This is a genomic window from Pseudomonas sp. NFXW11, assembly GCF_049887815.1.
GTDB lineage: Bacteria > Pseudomonadota > Gammaproteobacteria > Pseudomonadales > Pseudomonadaceae > Aquipseudomonas.
On sequence record NZ_JAGEKI010000015.1, the window covers coordinates 141,272 to 162,939 of the forward strand.

Annotated in this window: 21 protein-coding genes; 14 read left to right on the forward strand and 7 right to left on the reverse strand. The window is 64.0% G+C overall.

Annotation, left to right across the window (positions count from 1 at the left end; genetic code table 11):
• Positions 1–256 precede the first annotated feature (256 nt).
• The 9 genes from J4P02_RS22135 to J4P02_RS22175 all read left to right on the forward strand — a co-directional run bounded on the left by J4P02_RS22135 (position 257) and on the right by J4P02_RS22175 (position 8,084).
• A complete protein-coding gene (locus J4P02_RS22135; RefSeq protein WP_426194235.1) occupies positions 257–1,384 on the forward strand; it encodes a branched-chain amino acid ABC transporter substrate-binding protein in 1,128 nt (375 codons plus the stop codon).
• Between the two features lie 230 nt (positions 1,385–1,614).
• Positions 1,615–2,538, forward strand: a complete 924-nt coding sequence (livH, locus tag J4P02_RS22140) for a high-affinity branched-chain amino acid ABC transporter permease LivH (protein WP_426194237.1) — start codon at positions 1,615–1,617, stop codon at positions 2,536–2,538.
• Positions 2,535–3,791 carry a high-affinity branched-chain amino acid ABC transporter permease LivM gene (locus J4P02_RS22145; protein WP_426194239.1) on the forward strand — a complete coding sequence of 419 codons (1,257 nt, stop codon included), beginning with the start codon at positions 2,535–2,537 and terminating at the stop codon, positions 3,789–3,791. The genes livH and J4P02_RS22145 overlap by 4 nt, the downstream gene beginning before the upstream one ends.
• Positions 3,788–4,555, forward strand: coding sequence for a high-affinity branched-chain amino acid ABC transporter ATP-binding protein LivG (gene livG, locus J4P02_RS22150; protein WP_426194241.1), 768 nt, complete (start codon positions 3,788–3,790; stop codon positions 4,553–4,555). Before J4P02_RS22145 ends, livG begins: the two co-directional genes overlap by 4 nt.
• On the forward strand, positions 4,556–5,257 hold the full coding sequence (locus J4P02_RS22155) for an ABC transporter ATP-binding protein (RefSeq protein WP_426194243.1): 702 nt from the start codon (positions 4,556–4,558) through the stop codon (positions 5,255–5,257). It abuts the gene before it with no gap.
• A 341-nt stretch (positions 5,258–5,598) separates the two neighbouring features.
• Positions 5,599–5,901 (forward strand): DUF2282 domain-containing protein, encoded by a 303-nt coding sequence (locus J4P02_RS22160; RefSeq protein ID WP_426194245.1) that lies wholly within the window; start codon positions 5,599–5,601, stop codon positions 5,899–5,901.
• 25 nt (positions 5,902–5,926) lie between these two features.
• Positions 5,927–6,814, forward strand: coding sequence for a DUF692 domain-containing protein (locus J4P02_RS22165; RefSeq protein WP_426194247.1), 888 nt, complete (start codon positions 5,927–5,929; stop codon positions 6,812–6,814).
• The gene (locus J4P02_RS22170; RefSeq protein WP_426194249.1) at positions 6,811–7,581 is read left to right on the forward strand and encodes a putative DNA-binding domain-containing protein; all 771 of its coding nucleotides are present in this window, start codon (positions 6,811–6,813) and stop codon (positions 7,579–7,581) included. The genes J4P02_RS22165 and J4P02_RS22170 overlap by 4 nt, the downstream gene beginning before the upstream one ends.
• Before the next feature lie 2 nt (positions 7,582–7,583).
• Positions 7,584–8,084 (forward strand): DoxX family protein, encoded by a 501-nt coding sequence (locus J4P02_RS22175; RefSeq protein ID WP_426194251.1) that lies wholly within the window; start codon positions 7,584–7,586, stop codon positions 8,082–8,084.
• A gap of 4 nt (positions 8,085–8,088) precedes the next feature.
• On the opposite strand, the gene J4P02_RS22180 is transcribed toward J4P02_RS22175, so the two are convergent.
• The gene (locus J4P02_RS22180; RefSeq protein WP_426194253.1) at positions 8,089–8,997 is read right to left on the reverse strand and encodes a LysR family transcriptional regulator; all 909 of its coding nucleotides are present in this window, start codon (positions 8,995–8,997) and stop codon (positions 8,089–8,091) included.
• 106 nt (positions 8,998–9,103) lie between these two features.
• On the opposite strand from J4P02_RS22180, the gene J4P02_RS22185 reads away from it, so the two are divergent.
• The 3 genes from J4P02_RS22185 (at position 9,104) to J4P02_RS22195 (ending at position 12,249) form a co-directional block, all read left to right on the forward strand.
• On the forward strand, positions 9,104–9,703 hold the full coding sequence (locus J4P02_RS22185) for a short chain dehydrogenase (protein WP_426194256.1): 600 nt from the start codon (positions 9,104–9,106) through the stop codon (positions 9,701–9,703).
• Between the two features lie 151 nt (positions 9,704–9,854).
• Entirely contained in the window at positions 9,855–10,523 is a 669-nt protein-coding gene (locus tag J4P02_RS22190; protein WP_426194257.1) for a COG3650 family protein, read from the forward strand.
• Between the two features lie 112 nt (positions 10,524–10,635).
• Positions 10,636–12,249, forward strand: coding sequence for an NAD(P)/FAD-dependent oxidoreductase (locus J4P02_RS22195; RefSeq protein WP_426194259.1), 1,614 nt, complete (start codon positions 10,636–10,638; stop codon positions 12,247–12,249).
• Between the two features lie 119 nt (positions 12,250–12,368).
• On the opposite strand, the gene J4P02_RS22200 is transcribed toward J4P02_RS22195, so the two are convergent.
• Positions 12,369–13,463, reverse strand: coding sequence for a PLP-dependent cysteine synthase family protein (locus J4P02_RS22200; RefSeq protein WP_426194262.1), 1,095 nt, complete (start codon positions 13,461–13,463; stop codon positions 12,369–12,371).
• Positions 13,464–13,756: 293 nt separating this feature from the next.
• Between J4P02_RS22200 and nhaA the strand changes: the two genes are divergently transcribed.
• Positions 13,757–14,944: a Na+/H+ antiporter NhaA gene (nhaA, locus tag J4P02_RS22205; protein ID WP_426194264.1), complete on the forward strand. Its 1,188-nt coding sequence runs from the start codon at positions 13,757–13,759 to the stop codon at positions 14,942–14,944.
• A gap of 76 nt (positions 14,945–15,020) precedes the next feature.
• Here the strand turns inward: nhaA and J4P02_RS22210 are convergent, their stop codons facing one another.
• Entirely contained in the window at positions 15,021–15,485 is a 465-nt protein-coding gene (locus J4P02_RS22210; RefSeq protein WP_426194266.1) for a glycine zipper 2TM domain-containing protein, read from the reverse strand.
• 174 nt (positions 15,486–15,659) lie between these two features.
• Between J4P02_RS22210 and J4P02_RS22215 the strand changes: the two genes are divergently transcribed.
• Entirely contained in the window at positions 15,660–15,896 is a 237-nt protein-coding gene (locus J4P02_RS22215) for a hypothetical protein (protein ID WP_426194268.1), read from the forward strand.
• Between the two features lie 10 nt (positions 15,897–15,906).
• Here the strand turns inward: J4P02_RS22215 and pdxH are convergent, their stop codons facing one another.
• The 4 genes from pdxH to J4P02_RS22235 all read right to left on the reverse strand — a co-directional run bounded on the left by pdxH (position 15,907) and on the right by J4P02_RS22235 (position 21,619).
• Positions 15,907–16,554: a pyridoxamine 5'-phosphate oxidase gene (pdxH, locus tag J4P02_RS22220; protein WP_426194270.1), complete on the reverse strand. Its 648-nt coding sequence runs from the start codon at positions 16,552–16,554 to the stop codon at positions 15,907–15,909.
• A 24-nt stretch (positions 16,555–16,578) separates the two neighbouring features.
• Complete coding sequence (locus J4P02_RS22225; RefSeq protein ID WP_426194272.1) at positions 16,579–17,841, reverse strand: OmpA family protein; 1,263 nt, start codon at positions 17,839–17,841, stop codon at positions 16,579–16,581.
• 141 nt (positions 17,842–17,982) lie between these two features.
• Positions 17,983–19,128 (reverse strand): serine hydrolase domain-containing protein, encoded by a 1,146-nt coding sequence (locus J4P02_RS22230; protein WP_426194274.1) that lies wholly within the window; start codon positions 19,126–19,128, stop codon positions 17,983–17,985.
• 112 nt (positions 19,129–19,240) lie between these two features.
• Positions 19,241–21,619, reverse strand: coding sequence for a beta-galactosidase (locus J4P02_RS22235; protein ID WP_426194276.1), 2,379 nt, complete (start codon positions 21,617–21,619; stop codon positions 19,241–19,243).
• Between the last annotated feature and the right edge of the window lie 49 nt (positions 21,620–21,668).

Consider the following 21,668-nt stretch of genomic DNA (forward strand, 5'->3'; position numbering starts at 1 on the left):
GAGAAGCTCAGAAGCGCCAGGGAATGACGCCGAACCGGGCGCAAGCCATGCCGCAATTCTGTCTTTTTCTTTCAACCAAGCGACACCCCGCGTTTTTGCCCCCAGCCGCCAGCTTTTCAAGCGAACAACCGGCGCTCTACACTGTACCGGTACAGTTGCCAGGGGCATTTCCGACGGATATCGCGTTATATCTGATTCGGTTCTGCGACCCAGGCCGCCGGAACTATAAAAATTACAACAGTAAGAGTGGAGCACTATGAATAAGGCTACTAAGCAGATTTCCAAACTGTTTGCCGCTATGGTCCTGGCCGGTGTTGCCAGCCATTCGTTCGCAGCTGACACCATCAAGATCGGTATCGCCGGCCCCAAGACCGGCCCTGTAGCCCAGTACGGCGACATGCAGTTCAGCGGCGCGAAAATGGCCATCGAACAGATCAACGCCAAGGGCGGCGTCAACGGCAAGAAACTCGAAGCTGTTGAATACGACGACGCCTGTGATCCGAAACAAGCCGTGGCCGTAGCCAACAAAGTGGTCAACGATGGCGTCAAGTTCGTGGTCGGCCACCTCTGCTCCAGCTCCACCCAACCGGCTTCCGACATCTACGAAGACGAAGGCGTGGTGATGATCACCCCCGCCGCCACCAGCCCCGACATCACCGCCCGTGGCTACAAGATGGTGTTCCGCACCATCGGCCTGGACAGCGCCCAGGGCCCAGCCGCCGGCAACTACATCGCCGACCACGTGAAGCCGAAAATCGTCGCCGTGCTCCACGACAAGCAGCAGTACGGTGAAGGCATCGCCACCGCCGTGAAGCAGACCCTGGAGAAGAAAGGCACCAAGGTGGCCGTGTTCGAAGGCATCAACGCCGGCGACAAGGACTTCTCCTCGATGATCGCCAAGCTCAAGCAAGCCAACGTCGACTTCGTCTACTACGGCGGCTACCACCCGGAGCTGGGCCTGATCCTGCGCCAATCCCAGGAGAAGGGCCTGAAGGCCAAGTTCATGGGTCCGGAAGGCGTGGGTAACGACTCCATCTCGCAGATCGCCAAGGACGCTTCCGAAGGCCTGCTGGTAACCCTGCCGAAATCCTTCGACCAGGATCCGGCCAACGTGGCCCTGGCCGATGCGTTCAAGGCCAAGAAAGAAGACCCGAGCGGTCCTTTCGTATTCCCTTCCTACTCCGCAGTTGAAGTCATCGCCGGCGCCATCACCAACGCCAAGAGCGAAGACGCAGGCAAGGTGGCCGAAGCCATCCACGCCGGCACCTTCAAGACCCCGACCGGCGACCTGGCATTCGACGCCAAGGGCGACCTGAAAGACTTCAAGTTCGTGGTCTACGAGTGGCACTTCGGCAAACCTAAAACCGAAGTTTCCCCTCAGTAAGGCGCGGCCTGACTGACTGCCAATAAAGCCCACGGCTCGCCGTGGGCTTTGTTTTACGAATTTCTGGGCCTGTGTTCCGTGATCCGGGATCCCGCCCACCTGAAAATCTCAAAACCGTCATCAGCGGTTCGCTGGCAAAGCCCAGCCCGAAGTGGGTGCAGATCCACGGGGTGTGGGTGGGAAAATGACTCCACCAGTGAAATGCGTATCAGGTTTTTAGGAGCGTTGTAATGCCTGACCTCTATCACTTTTTCCAACAGCTGGTTAACGGTCTCACCGTTGGCAGCACGTATGCCTTGATCGCCATCGGCTATACGATGGTTTACGGCATCATTGGAATGATCAACTTCGCCCACGGCGAGGTCTACATGATCGGTTCCTACGTGGCGTTCATCGCCATCGCCGGGCTGGCCATGATGGGACTCGACAGCGTCCCGCTACTGATGACCGCAGCCTTTATCGCGAGCATCGTCGTCACCAGTGCCTACGGCTACAGCATCGAACGGATCGCCTACCGCCCCTTGCGTGGCAGTAACCGCCTGATCCCGCTGATCTCCGCCATCGGCATGTCGATCTTCCTGCAGAACACCGTGCTGCTGGCGCAAGACTCCAAGGACAAGTCCATCCCCAACCTGATCCCGGGCAGCATCTCCATCGGGCCAGGTGGCGCACATGAAGTGCTGATTTCCTATATGCAGATCGTGGTATTCGTGGTGACCCTCATCGCCATGCTCGGCCTGACACTGTTCATCTCCCGTTCTCGCCTGGGCCGCGCCTGCCGCGCCTGTGCCGAAGACATCAAGATGGCCAACCTGCTGGGCATCAATACCAACAACATCATCGCCCTGACCTTCGTGATCGGCGCTGCACTGGCGGCCATCGCGGCCGTGCTGCTGAGCATGCAATACGGGGTGATCAACCCCAACGCCGGCTTCCTGGTGGGCCTCAAGGCCTTCACCGCGGCGGTTCTGGGCGGCATCGGCAGTATCCCGGGCGCGATGCTCGGCGGGCTGGTGCTGGGGGTGGCCGAAGCCTTTGGTGCCGACGTGTTCGGCGACCAGTACAAGGACGTTGTGGCGTTCGGCCTGTTGGTTCTGGTGCTGTTGTTCCGTCCGACCGGCATTCTGGGCCGTCCGGAGGTTGAGAAAGTATGACTAGGAATCTTAAATCGGCGCTGTTCAGCGCCCTGTTGGTCTGGGCCGTGGCGTACCCGGTACTGGGCCTGAAGCTGACCATCGTCGGCATCAACCTGGAAGTTCACAACACCAGCCCGGCGATCCTCGCCACCATCGCCGTGTGTTCGGTCCTGATGTTCCTGCGGGTGCTGTTCCATCGACAGATCAGTGCCTTGTGGAAGTCCTCGCCCAGCATGCCGCTGATCCCGGCCAAGGCCAGCAACTTCCTGACCCTGCCGGGCACTCAGCGCTGGATCATCCTGGCACTGATCCTCGGTGCCCTGGTCTGGCCGTTCTTCGGCTCTCGCGGCGCGGTGGACATCGCCACGCTGATCCTGATCTACGTGATGCTGGGCCTGGGCCTGAACATCGTGGTGGGTCTGGCCGGCCTGCTGGACCTGGGCTACGTGGGCTTCTACGCCGTTGGCGCCTACAGCTACGCGCTGCTGTCGCACTACTTCGGCCTGAGCTTCTGGATCTGCCTGCCGATCGCCGGGATGATGTCCGCCACCTTCGGTTTCCTGCTGGGCTTCCCGGTACTGCGCCTGCGCGGTGACTACCTGGCGATCGTGACCCTGGGCTTCGGTGAAATCATCCGCCTGCTGCTACGCAACATGACCGACCTCACCGGCGGCCCGAACGGCATCAGCAATATCGAGAAGCCGACCTTCTTCGGCCTGACGTTCGAGCGCAAGGCCGCGGAAGGCATGCAGACCTTCCACGAGTTCTTCGGCCTGGAATACAACTCGATCAACAAGGTGATCTTCCTCTACCTGGTGGCCCTGCTGCTGGCGCTGGGAGCGCTGTTCGTCATCAACCGCCTGCTGCGTATGCCGATCGGCCGCGCCTGGGAAGCCTTGCGCGAGGACGAGATCGCCTGTCGCGCCCTGGGCCTGAACCCCACCGTGATCAAGCTCTCGGCCTTCACCCTGGGCGCCGCGTTCGCCGGTTTCGCCGGCAGCTTCTTCGCCGCGCGCCAAGGCCTGGTGACCCCGGAGTCCTTCACCTTCATCGAGTCGGCGATCATTCTCGCCATCGTCGTGCTGGGTGGCATGGGCTCGCAGTTGGGGGTGATCCTGGCCGCCATCGTGATGATCCTTCTGCCTGAACTGATGCGTGAATTCAGCGAATACCGGATGTTGATGTTCGGCGCCATGATGGTGCTGATGATGATCTGGCGTCCTCAAGGTCTGCTGCCCATGCAACGTCCTCACATGGAGCTGCGCAAATGAGCCGCGAGATCCTTAAAGTAACCGACCTGTCCATGCGTTTCGGCGGCCTGCTGGCGGTCAACGGCGTGGCCCTGACCGTCAAGGAAAAACAAGTGGTGGCGCTGATCGGCCCGAACGGCGCCGGCAAGACCACGGTGTTCAACTGCCTGACCGGTTTCTACCAGCCCAGCGCCGGCACCATCCTCCTGGACGGCGAGCCGATCCAGGGCCTGCCAGGCCACAAGATCGCCCACAAGGGCGTGGTGCGCACCTTCCAGAACGTGCGGCTGTTCAAGGACATGACCGCGGTCGAGAACCTGTTGATCGCCCAGCATCGTCACCTGAACACCAACTTCCTTTCCGGGCTGTTCAAGACGCCAGCGTTCCGCAAGAGCGAGCGCGAGGCCATGGAATATGCCGGCTACTGGCTGGACAAGGTCAACCTGCGGGAATTCGCCAACCGTCCCGCCGGCACCCTGGCCTATGGTCAGCAACGACGCCTGGAAATCGCCCGCTGCATGATGACCCGTCCGCGGATCCTCATGCTCGACGAGCCGGCCGCCGGCCTCAACCCCAAGGAAACCGAGGATCTCAAGGCGCTGATCAGCGTGCTACGTGAAGAGCACAACGTCACCGTGCTGCTGATCGAACACGACATGAAACTGGTCATGAGCATTTCCGACCATATCGTGGTGATCAACCAGGGCACGCCCCTGGCCGACGGCACGCCGGAACAGATCCGCGACAATCCCGAAGTGATCAAAGCCTACCTGGGGGAAGCGTAAATGCTGCAGTTCGACAACGTTTCGACCTTCTACGGCAAGATCCAGGCGCTGCACAGCGTCAACGTCGAGATCCGCCAGGGCGAGATCGTCACCCTGATCGGCGCCAACGGTGCCGGCAAATCCACCCTGCTGATGACCCTCTGCGGCTCGCCCCAGGCCCACAGCGGCAGCATCCGCTACCTGGGCGAGGAACTGGTGGGGCAAAGCTCGTCGCAGATCATGCGCAAGAGCATTGCCGTGGTGCCGGAAGGCCGCCGGGTGTTCGCCCGCCTGACCGTGGAAGAGAACCTGGCCATGGGCGGGTTCTTCACCGACAAGGGCGACTACCAGGAGCAGATGGACAAGGTGCTGGAGCTGTTCCCGCGGCTCAAGGAGCGCTTCACTCAGCGTGGCGGCACCATGTCCGGCGGTGAGCAGCAGATGCTCGCCATCGGCCGTGCGCTGATGAGCAAGCCCAAGCTGCTGCTGCTCGACGAACCGTCCCTGGGCCTGGCGCCGATCATCATCCAGCAGATCTTCGACATCATCGAGCAGTTGCGCCGCGACGGCGTGACCGTGTTCCTGGTGGAGCAGAACGCCAACCAGGCGCTGAAGATCGCCGACCGCGCCTATGTGCTGGAAAACGGCCGGGTGGTGATGCAGGGCACCGGCGAAGCCCTGCTGACCGACCCCAAGGTGCGCGACGCCTACCTGGGCGGCTAAGCGCCTGCTGTACCGAAAACGGCCCTGCGGGGCTAATGCCAGTCAGTTAAGGGCAAGCACTGTACTTGTGGCGAGGGAGCTTGCTCCCGTGGGATCGGCCGGCGCTCCGGTGCGTAGCAGTCCCATTTTTTGGGGTGCTTCGCGCCCCAGCGGGAGCAAGCTCCCTCGCCACAGGTCATTTTTGCTCGCTCTAGCCCTTAACTGATCGGCATTACCCTGCGGGGCCGTTTTTTTATGCCGGCAAAAAAATCCCCGGGGCGCTGTAACGCATCGCCCTGTGCCTTCTCTAGAGGGGTAAGCAAGCAGCATTGCTTCCTTGACCACCCATCTGGAGAAACACCATGAGCACCACTCGCACCCTGTCCGCTACCGCCCTGGTCCTGGCCCTGGGCTCGGCCCTGAGCGTCGCCGCCCTGCCCACCACCGCCCATGCCGCCGACGACATGGAGAAATGCTTCGGCGTGGCCATGAAGGGCAAGAACGATTGCGCCGCCGGCGCCGGCACCACCTGTGCCGGGACCTCCAAGGTCAACGACCAGGCCAACGCCTGGAAGCTGGTGCCCAAGGGCACTTGCGAGAAAACCGCCAGCAGCACCTCGCCCACCGGCTTCGGCCAACTGGCGGCCTTCAAGGCCAAGTCCTGATCCCCTGCCCGCCTGAGTATCGATGATGAACAGCGCACCGCTCCCCACCCGCGCCGGCTATCAGGCGCCAGCCAGCAGCCTGCCGCCCCGCGCCGGGCTGGGGCTCAAGAGCGAGCACTTCAAGCAAGTGCTCGAACAGGCTCCCGACCTGGGCTTCTTCGAGGTCCATGCCGAGAACTACATGGTGGCGGGCGGGCCCTTTCATCATTACCTGGGGTTGATCCGCGAACGCTACCCGCTGTCGCTGCACGGCGTGGGCCTGTCCATCGGCGGCGAAGGCCCCCTGGACAGCGCCCACCTGGAGCGCCTGGCGGCGCTGAACGAACGCTATCAACCCCAGGCCTTTTCCGAACACCTGGCCTGGTCCAGCCATGGCCCGGTGTTCCTCAACGACCTGCTGCCCCTGGCCTACGATAAGCCGACCCTGCAGCGGGTCTGCGAGCATATCGACCAGGTGCAGAACCGCCTGGGACGCAGCATGTTGCTGGAGAACCCCGCCACCTACCTGCAGTTCCAGCGCTCGACCCTGGACGAGGCCGAGTTTATCGCCGAGGTGGTGCAGCGCAGCGGCTGCGGCCTGCTGCTGGATGTCAGCAACCTGTACCTGTCCTGCATCAACCACCAGCGCGATCCCCTGGCCTATCTGCAGGCATTGCCGTTGCAGGCGGTGGGGGAAATCCACCTGGCGGGCTTTGCCGAAGACCGCGACAGCCTCGGTGACCGGCTGCTGATCGACGATCATGGCGCGGCGGTGGACGCTGCCGTGTGGGCCCTGTACCGGCAGGTACTGCAACGCATCGGCCCGATGCCCACCCTGATCGAACGGGACAACCAGGTGCCGGCCTTCGCCGTGCTCCAGGCCGAAGCCGCCCAGGCTGAGGCACTCTTGCGCGCGGCTCGGGTGCAGCCATGAGTGGCCAGGGCGAATTCGCCAAGGCGCTGCTAAGCGCTGACTGGCGCTGCCCAACGGGGCTGTTCAGCCGCAATGGCGCCGCTCCGGCCAGCCGCTTCGCGGTCTATCGCAATAATGTGCAGGGCTCGCTGATCAATGCCCTGAGGGATGCCTACCCGGTGGTGGCGCAACTGGTGGGCGAGGAGTTCTTCAGCGCCATGGCCGCGCTGTATGTGCAGGACTTTGCCCCCCGCAGCCCCCTGCTCAACGACTACGGCCAGGACCTGGGGGACTTTATCCAGGGCTTCGGCCCCGCCGGCGGCCTGCCCTACCTGGCCGATATGGCGCGCCTGGAACGCCTGCGAGTGGAGGCCTACCACGCCGCCGATGCCCGCCCCATCGAACCGGCGCGGCTGCTGGCGGCCATGAACCGGCCAGACAGCCTCGGCCAGTCGCAACTGCTGTTGCATCCGTCCCTGCGCACCCTGCGCTCCAGCTACGCGGTGGTGAGCCTGTGGGCCGCGCACCAGAGCGAGCAGCCATGGCCGGCCTTCGACCTGCACCAGGGGCAGAACGCCCTGGTGCTGCGCAACGCCCTGGAGGTCGAGGTGATCGCCCTGGACGCTGCAGCCATCAGCTTCATTGACGCCCTGCGCAATCACTGGCCGCTGGAAATCGCCGCGGCCTATGCCCTGGATGCCCAGGCCGACTTCGACCTGGGCCAGTGCCTGGGCCTGCTGCTCGGCCACGGCGCCCTTATCGACCTGCAACCCCAGAAGAAGGCCTGACCATGAACACCCAGACACAAACGCCCATTGCCGGACTGGTGAATCGGATCATTCAAGGGTTTGAGCGCATTCCCTACAGCCTGATCGCCTTTGTCGCGCGCTTTTCCATTGCCGCGGTGTTCTGGAAATCCGGCCAGACCAAGGTCGAGGGGCTGGCCATCGACCTGGTCTCCGGCACCTTCGAGCTGGGCTGGCCGCGCCTGGCGGATTCGACCATTCCCCTGTTCCAGAGCGAATACCACGTGCCCCTGCTGGCACCGGAAGTGGCGGCGCACCTGGCGGCCTTTGCCGAGCACTTTTTCCCGGTATTGATTCTGCTGGGCCTGGCCACGCGCTTTTCCGCCCTGGCGCTGCTGGGCATGACCCTGACCATCCAGCTGTTCGTCTACCCGGACGCCTACCCGACCCATGGCACCTGGCTGGCGATCTTCCTGCTGCTGATGGCCCGTGGTCCGGGCGTGTTGTCCCTCGATCACTTGCTGGCCCGGCGCTTTCGCCACTGAAGCGCTACAGGCGATCGAGGACTTCGCCGCTGCGGCGAAACCAGTCCATCAGGTAGTCGGCCAGCACCTGGGTACGCCGTGGCAGGCCGCCCTGGTAGGGGTGGACCAGGTACATCGGCATGCTGCGGGTCTGGTAGTCCCGCAGCAGCCAGCGCAGGCGACCGTCCGCCAGTTCCGCCGGCAGCACGTAGGACGGCAGCCGGGCAATCCCGGCGCCCGCCAGGGCGGCCTTTTTCAGCAGGTTGTAGTGATTGCTGGCGAAGGGCCCGGAAACCCGCACCCGAAGCAGTTCGTGGCGCTGGTGATAAAGCCATTCCTCGCGCCCGCTGTAGTGGCTGTTGAGCAGGCAACGGTGCTCGGCCAGCTCCCCGGGGGTTTGCGGTTCACCGTACTGCTCCAGATAGGCCGGGCTGGCACAGGTCATTTCATGCCAGGCCAGCAGCGGCCGGGCCACTAGGCGCTGATCATCGGCCACCTGGGAGCGTACGGCCAGGTCGAAGCCCTCCCGGGCCAGGTCGCGGTAGCTGTTGCTCAGGTCCAGTTCGATCTGCACCTTGGGGTAGTGCCGGGCAAACTCCAGCAACAGGCCATCGAAGAAGGTCTCGCCCAAGGACACCGGCACTGTCAGCCGCACCGGCCCGACCATGTCGTCCTTGAGCCGGGCCAGGGCCTGGCGCGCCCGCTCCACCTGCACCAGCAGGGCCTGGGCCTGGGGCAGCAGCGCGGCACCGGCGGCGGTCAGGTCCAGGCGCCGGGTGGTGCGTTGCAAAAGCACCACGGCAAAGCGTTCCTCCAGGGCGCTGATGCGCTTGGACAACTGACCCTTGCTGCAGCCCAGTTGCTGGGCCGCCAGGGTGAAGCTGCCCGCCTCCACCAACACCGCAAAGGCCGCCAGATCGTCCATTTCACTCATGGATTGTTTCCATTTGAAAACCAAAGGTTGCCTATTAGCGCGTTAATCCATGGAAAAAACCACTCTAGACTGAACACCTCTTGCTCATTCATTCGAGGAACAGCCCATGAAGATTCTGTTGATCGGCGCCAGCGGCACCATTGGTTCGGCGGTAGACCGGGAACTGGCGCAGCGTCACGAGATCGTGCGTATCGGTCGCAACAGCGGCGATTTGCAGGTGGATATCAGCGATATCCAGTCGATCCGCGCCCTGTTCGAAAAGACCGGGCGTTTCGATGCGCTGATCTGCGCCGCCGGCAATGTGACCTTCGCCCCGCTGGCAGAGATGAGCGCCGTGCACTTCAGCCTGGGCCTGGCGGACAAGCTGATGGGCCAGGTCAACCTGCTGCTGATCGGCCGCGAGTACGCCAATGACGGCGCCTCCTTCACCTTCACCAGCGGCGTGCTCAGCCACGACCCGATCCGCAGCGGCGCTTCGGCGGCCCTGGTCAACGGCGCCATCGACAGCTTTGTGCGGGCCGCCGCCATCGAACTGCCCCGCGGCCTGCGGATCAACTCCGTAAGCCCCACCGTGCTGGTGGAAGCCATGGACGCCTACGGCCCCTACTTCCGCGGCTACAAGCCCGTGCCCGGGGCCGATGTGGCCCTGGCCTACGCCAAGAGCGTGGAAGGCCTGCAGACCGGCCAGACCTTTCATGTGCTGTAAATCGCAAGTGCAGGGGCTGGCTTGCGAGCCCATTCGCCGGCAAGCCGGTTCCTACGGTTGATGGCGCCAGTAGTGGCCCATCCCTTCAATCCGGGGTTGTGGTGATCGGGCCGGCTGCGTAACGTGTCGGCTTCCGCCTGGAGGCCCCCTAATGCGCACCGCCCGTTCCCTGCTCTGCTTCGCCCTGCTGCCACTGTTCGCCGGCTGCCAGATGCTGCCGCTGTTCAACCCACAGCCCCAGGCCCCGTCCATGGCCGGGCTGACCCGGATGCAGGGTGAACTGAGCGCGGCGGACGGCAAGCTGCTGTTCAAGCCCTGCACCGAGGACCGGCGCTACGTGGTCAACGACAACGGCGGCACCAGCGTGCTGCAGCAGGCGGCCAGCCTGGCGGAGAAGAAAGGCACGCTGTTCGCCGACCTGCGGGGCAAGCTCTCCGCCGCCGACGGCCAGCTCGACATGCGCCAGCTGTATCGCATCGAGCGTTCCGCCAGCGCCTGCAATGATCCGAATTTCCAGCGCCTGATCCTCCGGGCCGGCAGCCAGAACCCGGCATGGAGCGTGGATGTCAGCGCCAAGGGCATGAAGATCGAGCGCGCCGGGCAGCCGACCCTGGCCCTGCCCTATCTGGAAGAACAGCTGGGGGACGGACGCTTCAACCTCAGCAGCGAAGCCAACCACCAACGTGTGGAGCTCTGGGTGGCGCCGCAGCGTTGCGTCGATGGCGCCACCGGCAGCGTCCAGCACCTGACCGCCGAGCTGCGCATCGATGGCCAGGTGCAGCGTGGCTGCGGCTATTTCGGCGCTTCGCGCAACGACTGAGCCGACCAGCAGCGGTTTTAACCTCACGGCTAGGCGGGATTGCGGCTTATAATCGCCGGTTTGTGCAGAACCAGCCGGCGCACTGTCGCGCACCGCCTACCCGGACCCAGTCATGTTACGAATCACCGAACTCAAGTTGCCCCTCGACCATCCCGATGAAGACCTGCGCACCGCCATCGTGCAGCGCCTGGGCATCGCCAACGAGGACCTGCTCGACTTCACCCTGTTCAAACGCAGCTACGATGCGCGCAAGAAGTCTTCCGAGCTGCTGTTCATCTACACCATCGACCTCAGCGTGCGCGACGAAGCGGCGGTGCTGCGCAAGTTCGCCGATGACCGTAATGTCGGCCCGGCCCCGGATGTCAGCTACAAGGTGGTGGGCCAGGCTCCGGCCGACCTCAGCCAACGGCCCATCGTGGTGGGTTTCGGCCCTTGCGGGATCTTCGCCGGCCTGCTGCTGGCGCAGATGGGCTTCAAGCCGATCATCCTCGAGCGCGGCAAGGAAGTGCGCCAGCGCACCAAGGACACCTGGGGCCTGTGGCGCAAGAGTGTGCTCAACCCTGAGTCCAACGTGCAGTTCGGCGAGGGCGGTGCCGGGACCTTCTCCGACGGCAAGCTCTACAGCCAGATCAAGGACCCGCAGCACCACGGCCGCAAGGTGCTCCACGAGTTCGTCAAGGCCGGCGCGCCGGAAGAGATCCTGTATGTCAACAAACCGCATATCGGCACCTTCCGCCTGACCGGGATGGTGGAGAACATGCGCCAGGAAATCATCGCCCTGGGCGGTGAGGTGCGCTTCGAGCAGCGGGTCAGCGACCTGCTGATCGAGGACGGCCAGTTGCAGGGCGTGGAACTGGCCAGCGGCGAACAGCTGTTCTCCCGGCACGTGATCCTGGCCCTGGGCCACAGCGCCCGCGACACCTTCCGCATGCTTCACAGCCGTGGCGTGTACATGGAGGCCAAGCCGTTCTCGGTGGGTTTCCGCATCGAGCACCCGCAATCGCTGATCGACGCCGCGCGCCTGGGCAAGTACGCCGGCCACCCGAAACTCGGCGCCGCCGACTACAAGCTGGTGCACCACGCCAAGAATGGCCGTTCGGTCTACAGCTTCTGCATGTGCCCGGGCGGCACCGTGGTAGCCGCCACCTCCGAGCCGAACCGGGTGGTGACCAACGGCATGAGCCAGTACTCGCGCAACGAGCGCAATGCCAACTCCGGAATAGTGGTGGGCATCACCCCGGAAGTGGATTACCCGGGCGGCCCGCTGGCCGGTATCGAGCTGCAGGAGCGCCTGGAGTCCCATGCCTTTGTCCTGGGTGGCAGCAACTACCAGGCCCCGGCGCAGCTGGTGGGCGACTTTATCGCCGGCAAGCCCACCACGGCCCTGGGCAGTGTCGAGCCGTCCTATAAACCGGGGGTTAGCCTGGGTGATCTGGCGCTGGCGCTGCCGGAGTTTGCCATCGAGGCCATTCGTGAAGCCCTGCCGGCCTTCGACCGCCAGATCAAGGGCTATTCGCTGCACGATGCGGTGCTGACCGGCATCGAGACCCGCACCTCTTCGCCGCTGCGCATCACCCGCGACGCCTCGCTGCAGAGCCTGAACCTCAAGGGGCTGTTCCCGGCCGGTGAAGGCGCGGGTTACGCCGGGGGGATTCTTTCCGCCGGGGTCGACGGCATTCGCATTGCCGAAGCCGTGGCCCGGGACATTCTCGGCATCCAGGCCTGAGTTTCGCAGGCAGCCGGCCCCTACCACTCGCGTAGGAGCTGGCTTGCCAGCGAAAGCGATTTCCAGAACGACTCAGGGCTCAAGGGCCTCTTCGCCGGCAAGCCGGCTCCTGCATCAGGTCAGATGCCGGCGCGCAATACGCTGGCGGGCAGCGCCTCACCACGCTCGACACTGGCCGCTACTGCGTCGATCAAGCCGCTCAATGCGTACCCCTGCTCTGCCAGCCACTGCTCATCGTAGTAAGTGGTGGCATAGCGCTCGCCGCCATCACAGAGAATCGCCACGATCGAGCCGGTCTCGCCTGCCGCGGCCATCTGCTGTGCGGCCATCAGCGCGCCGATCAGGTTGGTGCCACTGGAACCGCCCACCCGCCGCCCCAGGCGCCCGGCCAGGTAGTGCATGGCCGCCAGGGACAGGACATCCGGCACCTTGACCATGGCGTCGATCACCTTGGGCAGGAACGAAGCTTCTACCCGCGGCCGGCCGATACCCTCGATGCGTGAACCGCAGTCCAGGCGCAGGCTGGCATCGCCACTCTGGTAGTAGTCGAAGAACACCGAGCGCTCGGCATCGGCGCACAGCACCTTGGTGCAGTGCTGGCGATAGCGCACATAGCGCCCCAGGGTCGCGGTGGTACCGCCAGTGCCGGGGCTGGAAATCAGCCAGCTGGGCTCCGGATAACGCTCGAAGCGCAGTTGCTGGAAGATCGATTCGGCGATGTTGTTGTTGGCCCGCCAGTCGGTGGCGCGCTCGGCGTAGGTGAACTGATCCATGAAGTGCCCGCCGCTTTCCCGTGCCAGGCGCTCGGATTCGGCGTAGATCTGCGTCGGGTCCTGCACCAGGTGGCTCTTGCCGCCGTAGAAGGCGATCTGGGCAATCTTTTCCTGGGAGGTGCTGGCGGGCATCACGGCAATAAACGGCAGCCCCAGCAAGCGGGCGAAATAGGCCTCGGAAATCGCCGTGGAGCCACTGGAGGCCTCGATCACCGGCGCGCCGGGCTTGAGCCAGCCGTTGCACAGGGCATAGAGAAACAGCGAGCGAGCCAGGCGGTGCTTGAGGCTGCCGGTGGGATGGCTGGACTCATCCTTGAAATACAGCTCGATGCCTGGCAGCCCGGGAAGCGCCAAGGGGATCAGGTGGGTGTCGGCGCTGCGCTGGAAGTCGGCTTCGATGATACGGATGGCCTCGCGGGCCCACTGGCGATTGTCGCTCATGTTCTGTTCTCGTCGGATCGAACGCCATACCGGCGCAAGAAAATGAAATGCACCCGGGGTACTTTTCGCAGGCAAACGCCATTGCGGGCCCCAGGGGACAGACATGTTAGGAAATATCCTGGCCCCCTGACAGGTACAGCTGGGAAGCAATTGGAAACACAACGGCTGAAAGGTTTTTTCAGCAGGCCGCTTGTGCGCTACTTATAACAAAAAAGAATATAACTTTTGTTTTAACAACTAACTGTACGGGTTAGGGTGTGCCACCTTTTTACCGTTTTGAATGGAGAGCGACCTTGCCTCTGCGTAGCACTTTCACTCGTTTCTTTGCCATGGAAGCTGCCAGCGGTCTGTTATTGATTGCTGCTGCCATCCTCGCCTTGATCATCAACAACTCGTCCCTGTCGTGGCTGTACAACGGCCTGCTGGAAACCCCAGTGGTGGTCCAGGTGGGCGCGCTGAAGATCGCCAAGCCCCTGCTGCTATGGATCAACGACGGCCTGATGGCGCTGTTCTTCCTGCTGATAGGCCTGGAGGTCAAGCGCGAAGTCCTCGAGGGGCAGCTGTCCAAGCCGTCGCAGATCGTCCTGCCCGGCGCCGCGGCGATTGGCGGCATGCTGGTACCGGCGCTGATCTACTGGTTCATCAACCGCGACAACCCGGCGGCCCTCAGTGGCTGGGCGATTCCCACCGCCACCGACATCGCCTTCGCCCTCGGCGTGCTGGCGCTGCTGGGCAAGCGGGTGCCCACCTCGCTGAAGCTGTTCCTGATGACCCTGGCGATCATTGATGACCTGGGGGCGATCGTGATCATCGCGATCTTCTATTCCGGCACCCTGTCGACCCTGTCGCTGATGCTGGCCGCGGCCTGCATCGCCGCCCTGGTGGCGATGAACCGCATGGGGGTGGTGAAGCTCGGGCCCTACTTGATCATTGGCCTGATTCTCTGGGTCTGCGTGCTCAAGAGCGGGGTGCATGCCACCCTGGCCGGCGTGACCCTGGCCTTCTGCATTCCCCTGCGCACCCGCAATGCCGAGCCTTCGCCAGTGCAGACGCTGGAGCATGCGCTGCACCCCTGGGTATCGTTCGGCATCCTGCCGCTGTTCGCCTTCGCCAACGCCGGCTTGTCCCTGAGCGGCGTGACCCTGGAAAGCTTCACCCACCACGTGCCCCTGGGCATCGCCATCGGCCTGCTGCTGGGCAAGACCCTCGGCGTGTTCGGCCTGACCTGGATGGCGGTCAAGAGTGGCCTGGCGGCCTTGCCGAGCGGGGCCAACTGGGGCCAGGTGTTCGGCGTGGCGATTCTCTGCGGGATCGGCTTCACCATGAGCCTGTTCGTCGGCTCCCTGGCCTTCGTGCCCGGCAGCAGCGAATACGCCGGCATGGACCGCATGGGGATTCTTACCGGCTCGCTGTTCGCCGCCCTGATCGGCTACGCCGTGACCGCCGCGGCCAGCCGCAAGAACAGCGCCCCCGGCACCTGAGCTGCAAACCTGCCGGCCTGAAAACACAAAACCCCGACCAGTTGCCTGGCCGGGGTTTTGTTTTATCGCCGAACAATCAGCGGGTAACGCGGCTGGTGCCGTTGACCGTCATGATGCGCACGCGGTCGCCAACACGGAACACTTCGTTCTCTTGCACCTGCTGCACATAGGCACGCATGCCGCCGTCGTCTTCACGTACGGTGATTTCCACGCCCTGGGTACGGGTCAGGCCTTCTTCGGTGGCCGAACCCAGCAGGCCGCCGGCGACTGCGCCGATCACTGCGGTCACGATGCTGCCACGGCCACCGCCGATGGCGCTGCCGCCCACACCACCGATCACCGCACCGGCAGCACCGCCGATTGGGGTCTTGGTGCCTTCGATTTTCACCGGGCGCAGGGACTCGATGGTGCCCATGCGTACCGATTGCACACGACGCGCTTCATCACGGGAATAGGAGTCACCGGTCAGGTTGGAGGCACAGCCGCCGAGCAACATTGCCATCGTGGTGAAGGATGCAACCAGCAAAACAGACTTACGCATAGGATCAACTCCAAAGGACAGAAAATCATTAGACTCCGCAGCTTGACGCCTGTCACGGCGCAGCGCGGATAAAATTGCTTTCATTCAGCCTGAGTACAGACTGTACAAACGCTAAGCCTTCTCAATACGGTAACGCCGATTTCCAGCGTAGCGCCACCGAATAAAGGATTTTCCATGGATTACTTCATCATCTTCGTGGTCACGGTCGCCGGCCTGTATTTCCACTGGTGGCTGTATGTACGCATCAAGCGCTGGACCGACCGCGACCTGGCCCTGTCGCTCGCCGGAAGCGATGCGCAGAAGAAGCAATTCATGTTGCAACAACTGGCCGAAGCCCAGCGCCAGAAAGTAAAACGCCGGGACCTGCCGCAATGGCTGGAAGCCGCTGCGGCCGGTTACCCCGGCGAGTGACCCGCGCGGTTCAGGGCGCCAGGCGTTCGCGAAGCCACTGCCCCGCCTGCAGGCGGTAGTTCAAACGGTCATGCAAGCGGCTGGCACGGCCCTGCCAGAACTCGATGCGCTCGGGCAACAGGCGATAACCGCCCCAGTGCTCCGGGCAATCGGGCTGGCTGTCGCTGAAACGCGCTTGCGTGGCCTTGAGCAATTCCTGCAACTCGTCACGATCAGCGATCACCCGGCTCTGTGGTGAAGCCCAGGCTCCCAGCCGGCTGCCCAAGGGCCGTACCTGATAGTAGGCATCGGACTCCTCGGGGCTGACCTTGACCACCTGCCCCTCGATCCGCACCTGGCGCTCCAGGGTTGGCCAGAAGAAGGTCATGGCGGCAAAGGGCCGCGCCGCCAGTTGCTGGCCCTTGGCACTCTCGTAGTTGGTGAAGAAGGTGAACCCCTGTTCATCCAACCCCTTGAGCAAGAGGATGCGGCAGTGCGGGCGGCCGTCGCTATCGACGGTCGCCAGGGTCATGGCATTGGCTTCCACCGGCGGCTGCTCGGTCTGTACCGCATCGGCAAACCACTGGTGGAACAGCGCAAAGGGTTCGGCCGGGGCCTGGGCCTCGGACAAACCATCGCGGGTGTAATCGCGGCGCATATCAGCCAGAGACTGAGTCATGCCTGCTTCCTTTTCCTGGAAAAATCAGTTCTTGGCCTGAGCAGTGTTGGCAGCCGCTACTTTCTTCGCTGGAGCAGCGGCCTTTTTCGCCGGAGCCTTCTTGGCCGCAGGTTTCTTCGCCACGGTGGATTTCTTCGCGGGTGCCGCGGCCTTCTTGCTAGCTGCGGCGGCCACTGGCGGCTTGGCGTCCTGCACGGCAACCATTTCGCCCTCGGGCGGGGTTGGCTGGTTGTACTTGCTCAGCAGGCCAAGCAGGGTGCTGCGCTGGGTCAGCATGATTTCCACCCGACGGTTCAGCGAACGGCCCTGGGGGCTGTCGTTGGCCGCACGCGGCATCACGCCACCCATGCCACGCAGCATCAGGCGATCCTGCTTCAGGCCGCTGAGGCTGAAAATTGCCGCAACGGACTGGGCACGGTCGCGGCTCAGTTTCTGGTTGGCCAGGCTCGGGCCGGTGGCATCGGCGTGGCCGAGAATCAGCACGGCAGTCTTGGAGTCGCCTTCAACCGCCTTGGCAACGCGGGTGAACGGGCCCAGGGTTACCGGCAGCAGCATGGCCGGGCGATCCGGGTTGAACGAGGCATCTACCAGGGCGGTGACCACCAGCACGTTTTCCCGACGTTCCACTTGCAACTTGCTGTCCTTCACCGCTTCACGCAGGCGTGGCTCGTAGTCGTCCAGCCAGGCCTGGGTGATTTTCGGGTCGGGCATCGGCACGTCCGCCACGGCGGCGGCCTTGCTCAGGGACTTGGGCTCGCTCTTGGCGAACGGCCACCACCAGTGCGTCTCGGAATCGGCGGCCTTGGCCACGACTGGCGCTGGCGCAGGAGTTGGCTCGGCCTTCTTGGCTTCGGCCACGGGCTTGTCGGCGGAGTCCTTGGAGGAGAACGGCCACCACCAACTGCCGCTTTCGGCCTTGGCAGCGGCTGGGGCTGCGGCGACAGGGGCTGGAGCGGCGACTGGAGCCGGCTCCGCTGCGGCAACGGTTGGTTTGGCCGCCACGGGTGCCTTGCCAGCAGGAGCAGCCGGCTTGGCGGCGGCGGTGTTCTTGGCGGCAGCAGCCGGTGCAGCTGGCTTGGCTGCTACGGTCGGCTTGGTGGCGGCAGGTGCTGCCGGTGCAGCTTCGGCGGCAACGGGCTTGTCCGCGGCTTGCGGCGCTTCCTTGCTGCTGGCCTTATCGGACCCGAACGACCACCAGTGGCCGCCATCCGCTTCATTTTGTGGGGTTTGTGCACAACCGGTAACGGTCAGGCAGATGGCCAAGGCTAGAGACTTGTTCGACGACATGGGATATCCACAAAATGAGATAAAAAAATCGGTCTAAATAACCGCGGCAAATAGACGCTTGGAAATTATAAAAGCCACAGGGTTCAACCCAGCAGCTTTCCAAGCATGTTTAAGCAAAAAAAGTTCTTAACAGCAACTTTTTTACAGACAATCCGACAAAACCCGCACCAGCTTCTGTGCCCTTGGGTCCATCAATACATAGGGCCCCAGGGTATTGGTCACAAAGCCGAACGCCACATCATGTTGCGGATCAGCAAAACCTATGGAGCCCCCGGCTCCCGGATGGCCAAATGCCCGCGCGCCCAGGCCGTAGGTGGCATTGGCCACTTCGGGCTGGTCGAGCATGCAGCCGAGGCCGAAACGGGTCTGGGTCAGCAGGGTCTTGTCCATGCCCAGGCTGTGCTCACGGGTCAGCTCTTCGAGCATATCGGCCTCCAGCAGACTGCCATCGAGCAAGCCACTGTAGAACCCGGCCAGGCTGCGAGCGTTGCCATGGCCGTTGGCCGCCGGCTGCTGCATGCGCCGCCACTCGGGTTTATTGGTGCTGGTGAGGATAGACGGTGGATTGGTAAAAGCCCGGGTGGTCATGGCCGTTGGCTCACGCATGGTCACTTGCAGCAGGCGCTGGGCCGCGGCATCACCGAAATTGCCCTTGCCCCGGGCGATATGCGCCACCCGGTGGAACTCTGTGTCGGCCAGGCCGATATGGAAGTCCAGCCCCAGGGGCCGGGCCACCCGCGCCACTATGGATTCACCCGGGCCTCGGCCATCGGCACGACGGATCAACTCCCCCACCAACCAGCCATAGGTGATGGCGGCGTAACCATGGCCATCACCGGGCGTCCACCAGGGCTGCTCGGCGGCCAGGGCATCGACCATGGTCTGCCAGTCATAGAGCGCCTCGGCCGGCAGCAGCTCGCGCAGCGCCGGTAGGCCGGCCTGGTGGCAAAGCAGTTGGCGCAGGGTAATGGCGCCCTTGCCCGCCGCGGCGAATTCCGGCCAGTAGTCGGCCACCGGGGCATCGAGCTTGAGCTTGCCCTCGGCCACCAGCTGCAGCGCGGCCACCGCGGTAAAGGCCTTGGTGCAGGAGAACAGGTTGGCGATGGTATCGCTGTACCAGGCCTCGGCGCCGTCCTTGTCGGCGGTGCCGGCCCAGAGATCGATCACGGTTTCCCCGCCGACCTGGATGCACAGCGCCGCTCCGCGCTCCTGAGGATCGTCGAACAGCGCCGCGAAAGCCTCGCGTACCGCTTCGAACTTGAGTTCGTAATGACCTTGAATCTGCACCCCTGACTCCCCCGCGACAATGCTCGACAACGTGGCGCGCATTGTTCCAGCACGCAACGGATTTGGATACAGCCGACAGGCCTCAGTTCAGCGCCACAGAGCCCTGCGCCGATTAATGGCCCTTGGCGGAATGGCCACCCGGCCCCTTGGCCGCATGCGCCTTGCCACCCTCCCCGGCACCGCGATCAGTGGCGGCCGCCTGCTGTGCCTGGCTCCGAGCCTTGGCCGCGGCCTGGTCGAGCTGCTCCAGGGCCAGCAGGTTGCTCTTGCGCACCGTGTCGACAAAACCCTGGAAAGGAATGTCGGTGATGCCCACCAGGCCGAAATGACCGTTCTCACCGTCCAGCAAGCGACCGGTCACCGGTTGATCGAGGTACTGGAACCAGTGCACCCCGACAATCGCCGGTTCACTCAAGGCCTGCTTGAGGAAATCGGCATAGGCCGGGCCACGGTCCTCTTCCCGGGCCAGCTCGGTCACCCCGCCCCAGAACGGCCCGCGATCCCGGGAACCGAAGTTGAATTCGCTCACCAGCACCGGCTTGTCGAGGCTGTGCAGGTAGGCGAAGTCATAACCGTCCTGGGGCTTGAGGCTGTACATATTGAAGCTCAGCACATCGCAATAGCGGGCGCAGGCGGCCACCGCCTCGGGGTTGCTGACGGCAAAGCGACCGCCCAGCAGCAGGTGGTTGGGCGCATGCCACTTCAGGGAATCGGCAATGGTCTTGAAGTAGGTTTCGGCAAAGACCTTCTGGAAATACTTGAAGTCGGCCTCGATTTCCGGGTGCTCGGGGTTGGGCAGCGGCGGCTCGAAACCCGGGTCCTCCATCAGTTCCCAGGCCGGCAGCTCGATGCCCCAGGCTTTCGACAGGCCTTCCTGGTTGCGGTACTTGTCCCGCAGTTGCTTGAGGAAGGCGCGCTTGGCCGGCACGTCGGTGGTCAGGCGCAGGGTGCCGTAGGCCAGGGCATAACGGGATTTGGCATCCTCTGCCGGGCCGGCCCAGGCCAGTTCGTTGTCGGCGAAATAGCCGATCAGCCAGGGATCGTCCCGATGATCGCGGGCGGCGATGGCCACCGCGCGTTCGGTGGCCATGGCAAAGCGCGGGTCGAAAGGGTCGGGCATGCCGCCCCACCAATCGCTGCCGGTGCTGATGCTGGCGTAGTCACCAACAATGGACAGCGGCAAGGTGTAGGCCACGCGATCGGCCTGGCCCAAGGCCTGCGCGCTCCAGTTGCCGATGGTGTTGAAACCCCAGGCCTGGAGGCGGTCCAGGGTGTGATGCACCCAGCGTTGTTGATCGAACCCCGGCTTGGCGCAAGGCACAGCCTCGGGTTCGGCTGACAACGCTGGCTCGCCAGCCGCAGCCGGCGCTGGCCCGGCAGTCACACAGGGCTGGCCATAGGTGCGTTGCAGGTTGGCCTGATAGAAGTCGTACCAGCGCCCGGCGTTATAGCCGCGGCCCTGGTCTGCGCCATTGCCGCCACGGTTGTCGCCTTCGCCGTAATAGGCCGCCTGGGGCTCGCTGCTATTGGGCAAGGCACTGAACATCCACTCGCGCTCGCTGACATAGGTCTGGCTGTTGTCAGGCGCCACGGTATTGACCCCCAGGGAGTAGAACGGATGCCCCTCCGGCGTCACCAGGAACCAGCGGCCATCGCGTTTTTCCGTGCGAAAGAAACCGCTGGCCTTGAAACTCGGGCCCTGGCTCCAGCCGCCGTACGGGTCCAGCCCGGCCTTTTCCCGCTCCCCCAGCCAGCCCTTGAGCTGTTGCTGCTCCTTGGCGTCGGCGGCCTTGAGCTGCTCGTCGCTGCTGATCTTTTCCGGCCAGCGGGCGCGGGTCGACTGGCCGTAGCCATCCACCAGCGCAGCATAGGCCGCCTTGACCACGCCCTCGCCGTCCTGCACGCCAAAACGCTCCAGCAGAATGCTCTGGGCCGCCTGGGGGTTGTCCAGGGACAGGGTCACCGACACCACCTGGCGCAGGTCCAGTTGGCCTGCGCTGCTGGCCAGCAGAATGCGCTGGCCATCCAGGGTCATGGGCATCGGCGGCGCGGCTTTCATGCCCTGGCTCAAGGGCCCGCTGGCCACCAATGGCACCAGCAGGGTCTGGGCCGGGCCGGGGGGCAGGTCGACGCGGCTGACCAGGGTCTTGCCGTCGTTGCTCTGGATGCTGACGTAGAGGGTCAGGGCCCAGTTCATCGCGCTCTGGATGCGCAGGCTCATCATCCCCGACTGCGACCAGTCCCAGGCGCCGCTCTGCGGGCTGAGGGTCAGGCTGGGGCGGCTCGCCGGGTTGAAGTTGATTCGCCGCAGCACTTCGCCTTCCGCCGTTTGCTCTGCGTTGGACTGCGGCAGCCCGGCATCCTGTGTCGCCACCTGCACCACCGCGGCAGGCCGGACAAAGTTGAACAGCGTCTGCTGCCCGGCAGGTGCCGCCAGTAGCGGCGTGGTGAACAACAGGGCGAGTACGGCGGGCAACGAACGGCGAATCATAGGAACCTGGCTCTCCTTGAAAGGCCGCTGCGCGGCCACTGCTCAAGCA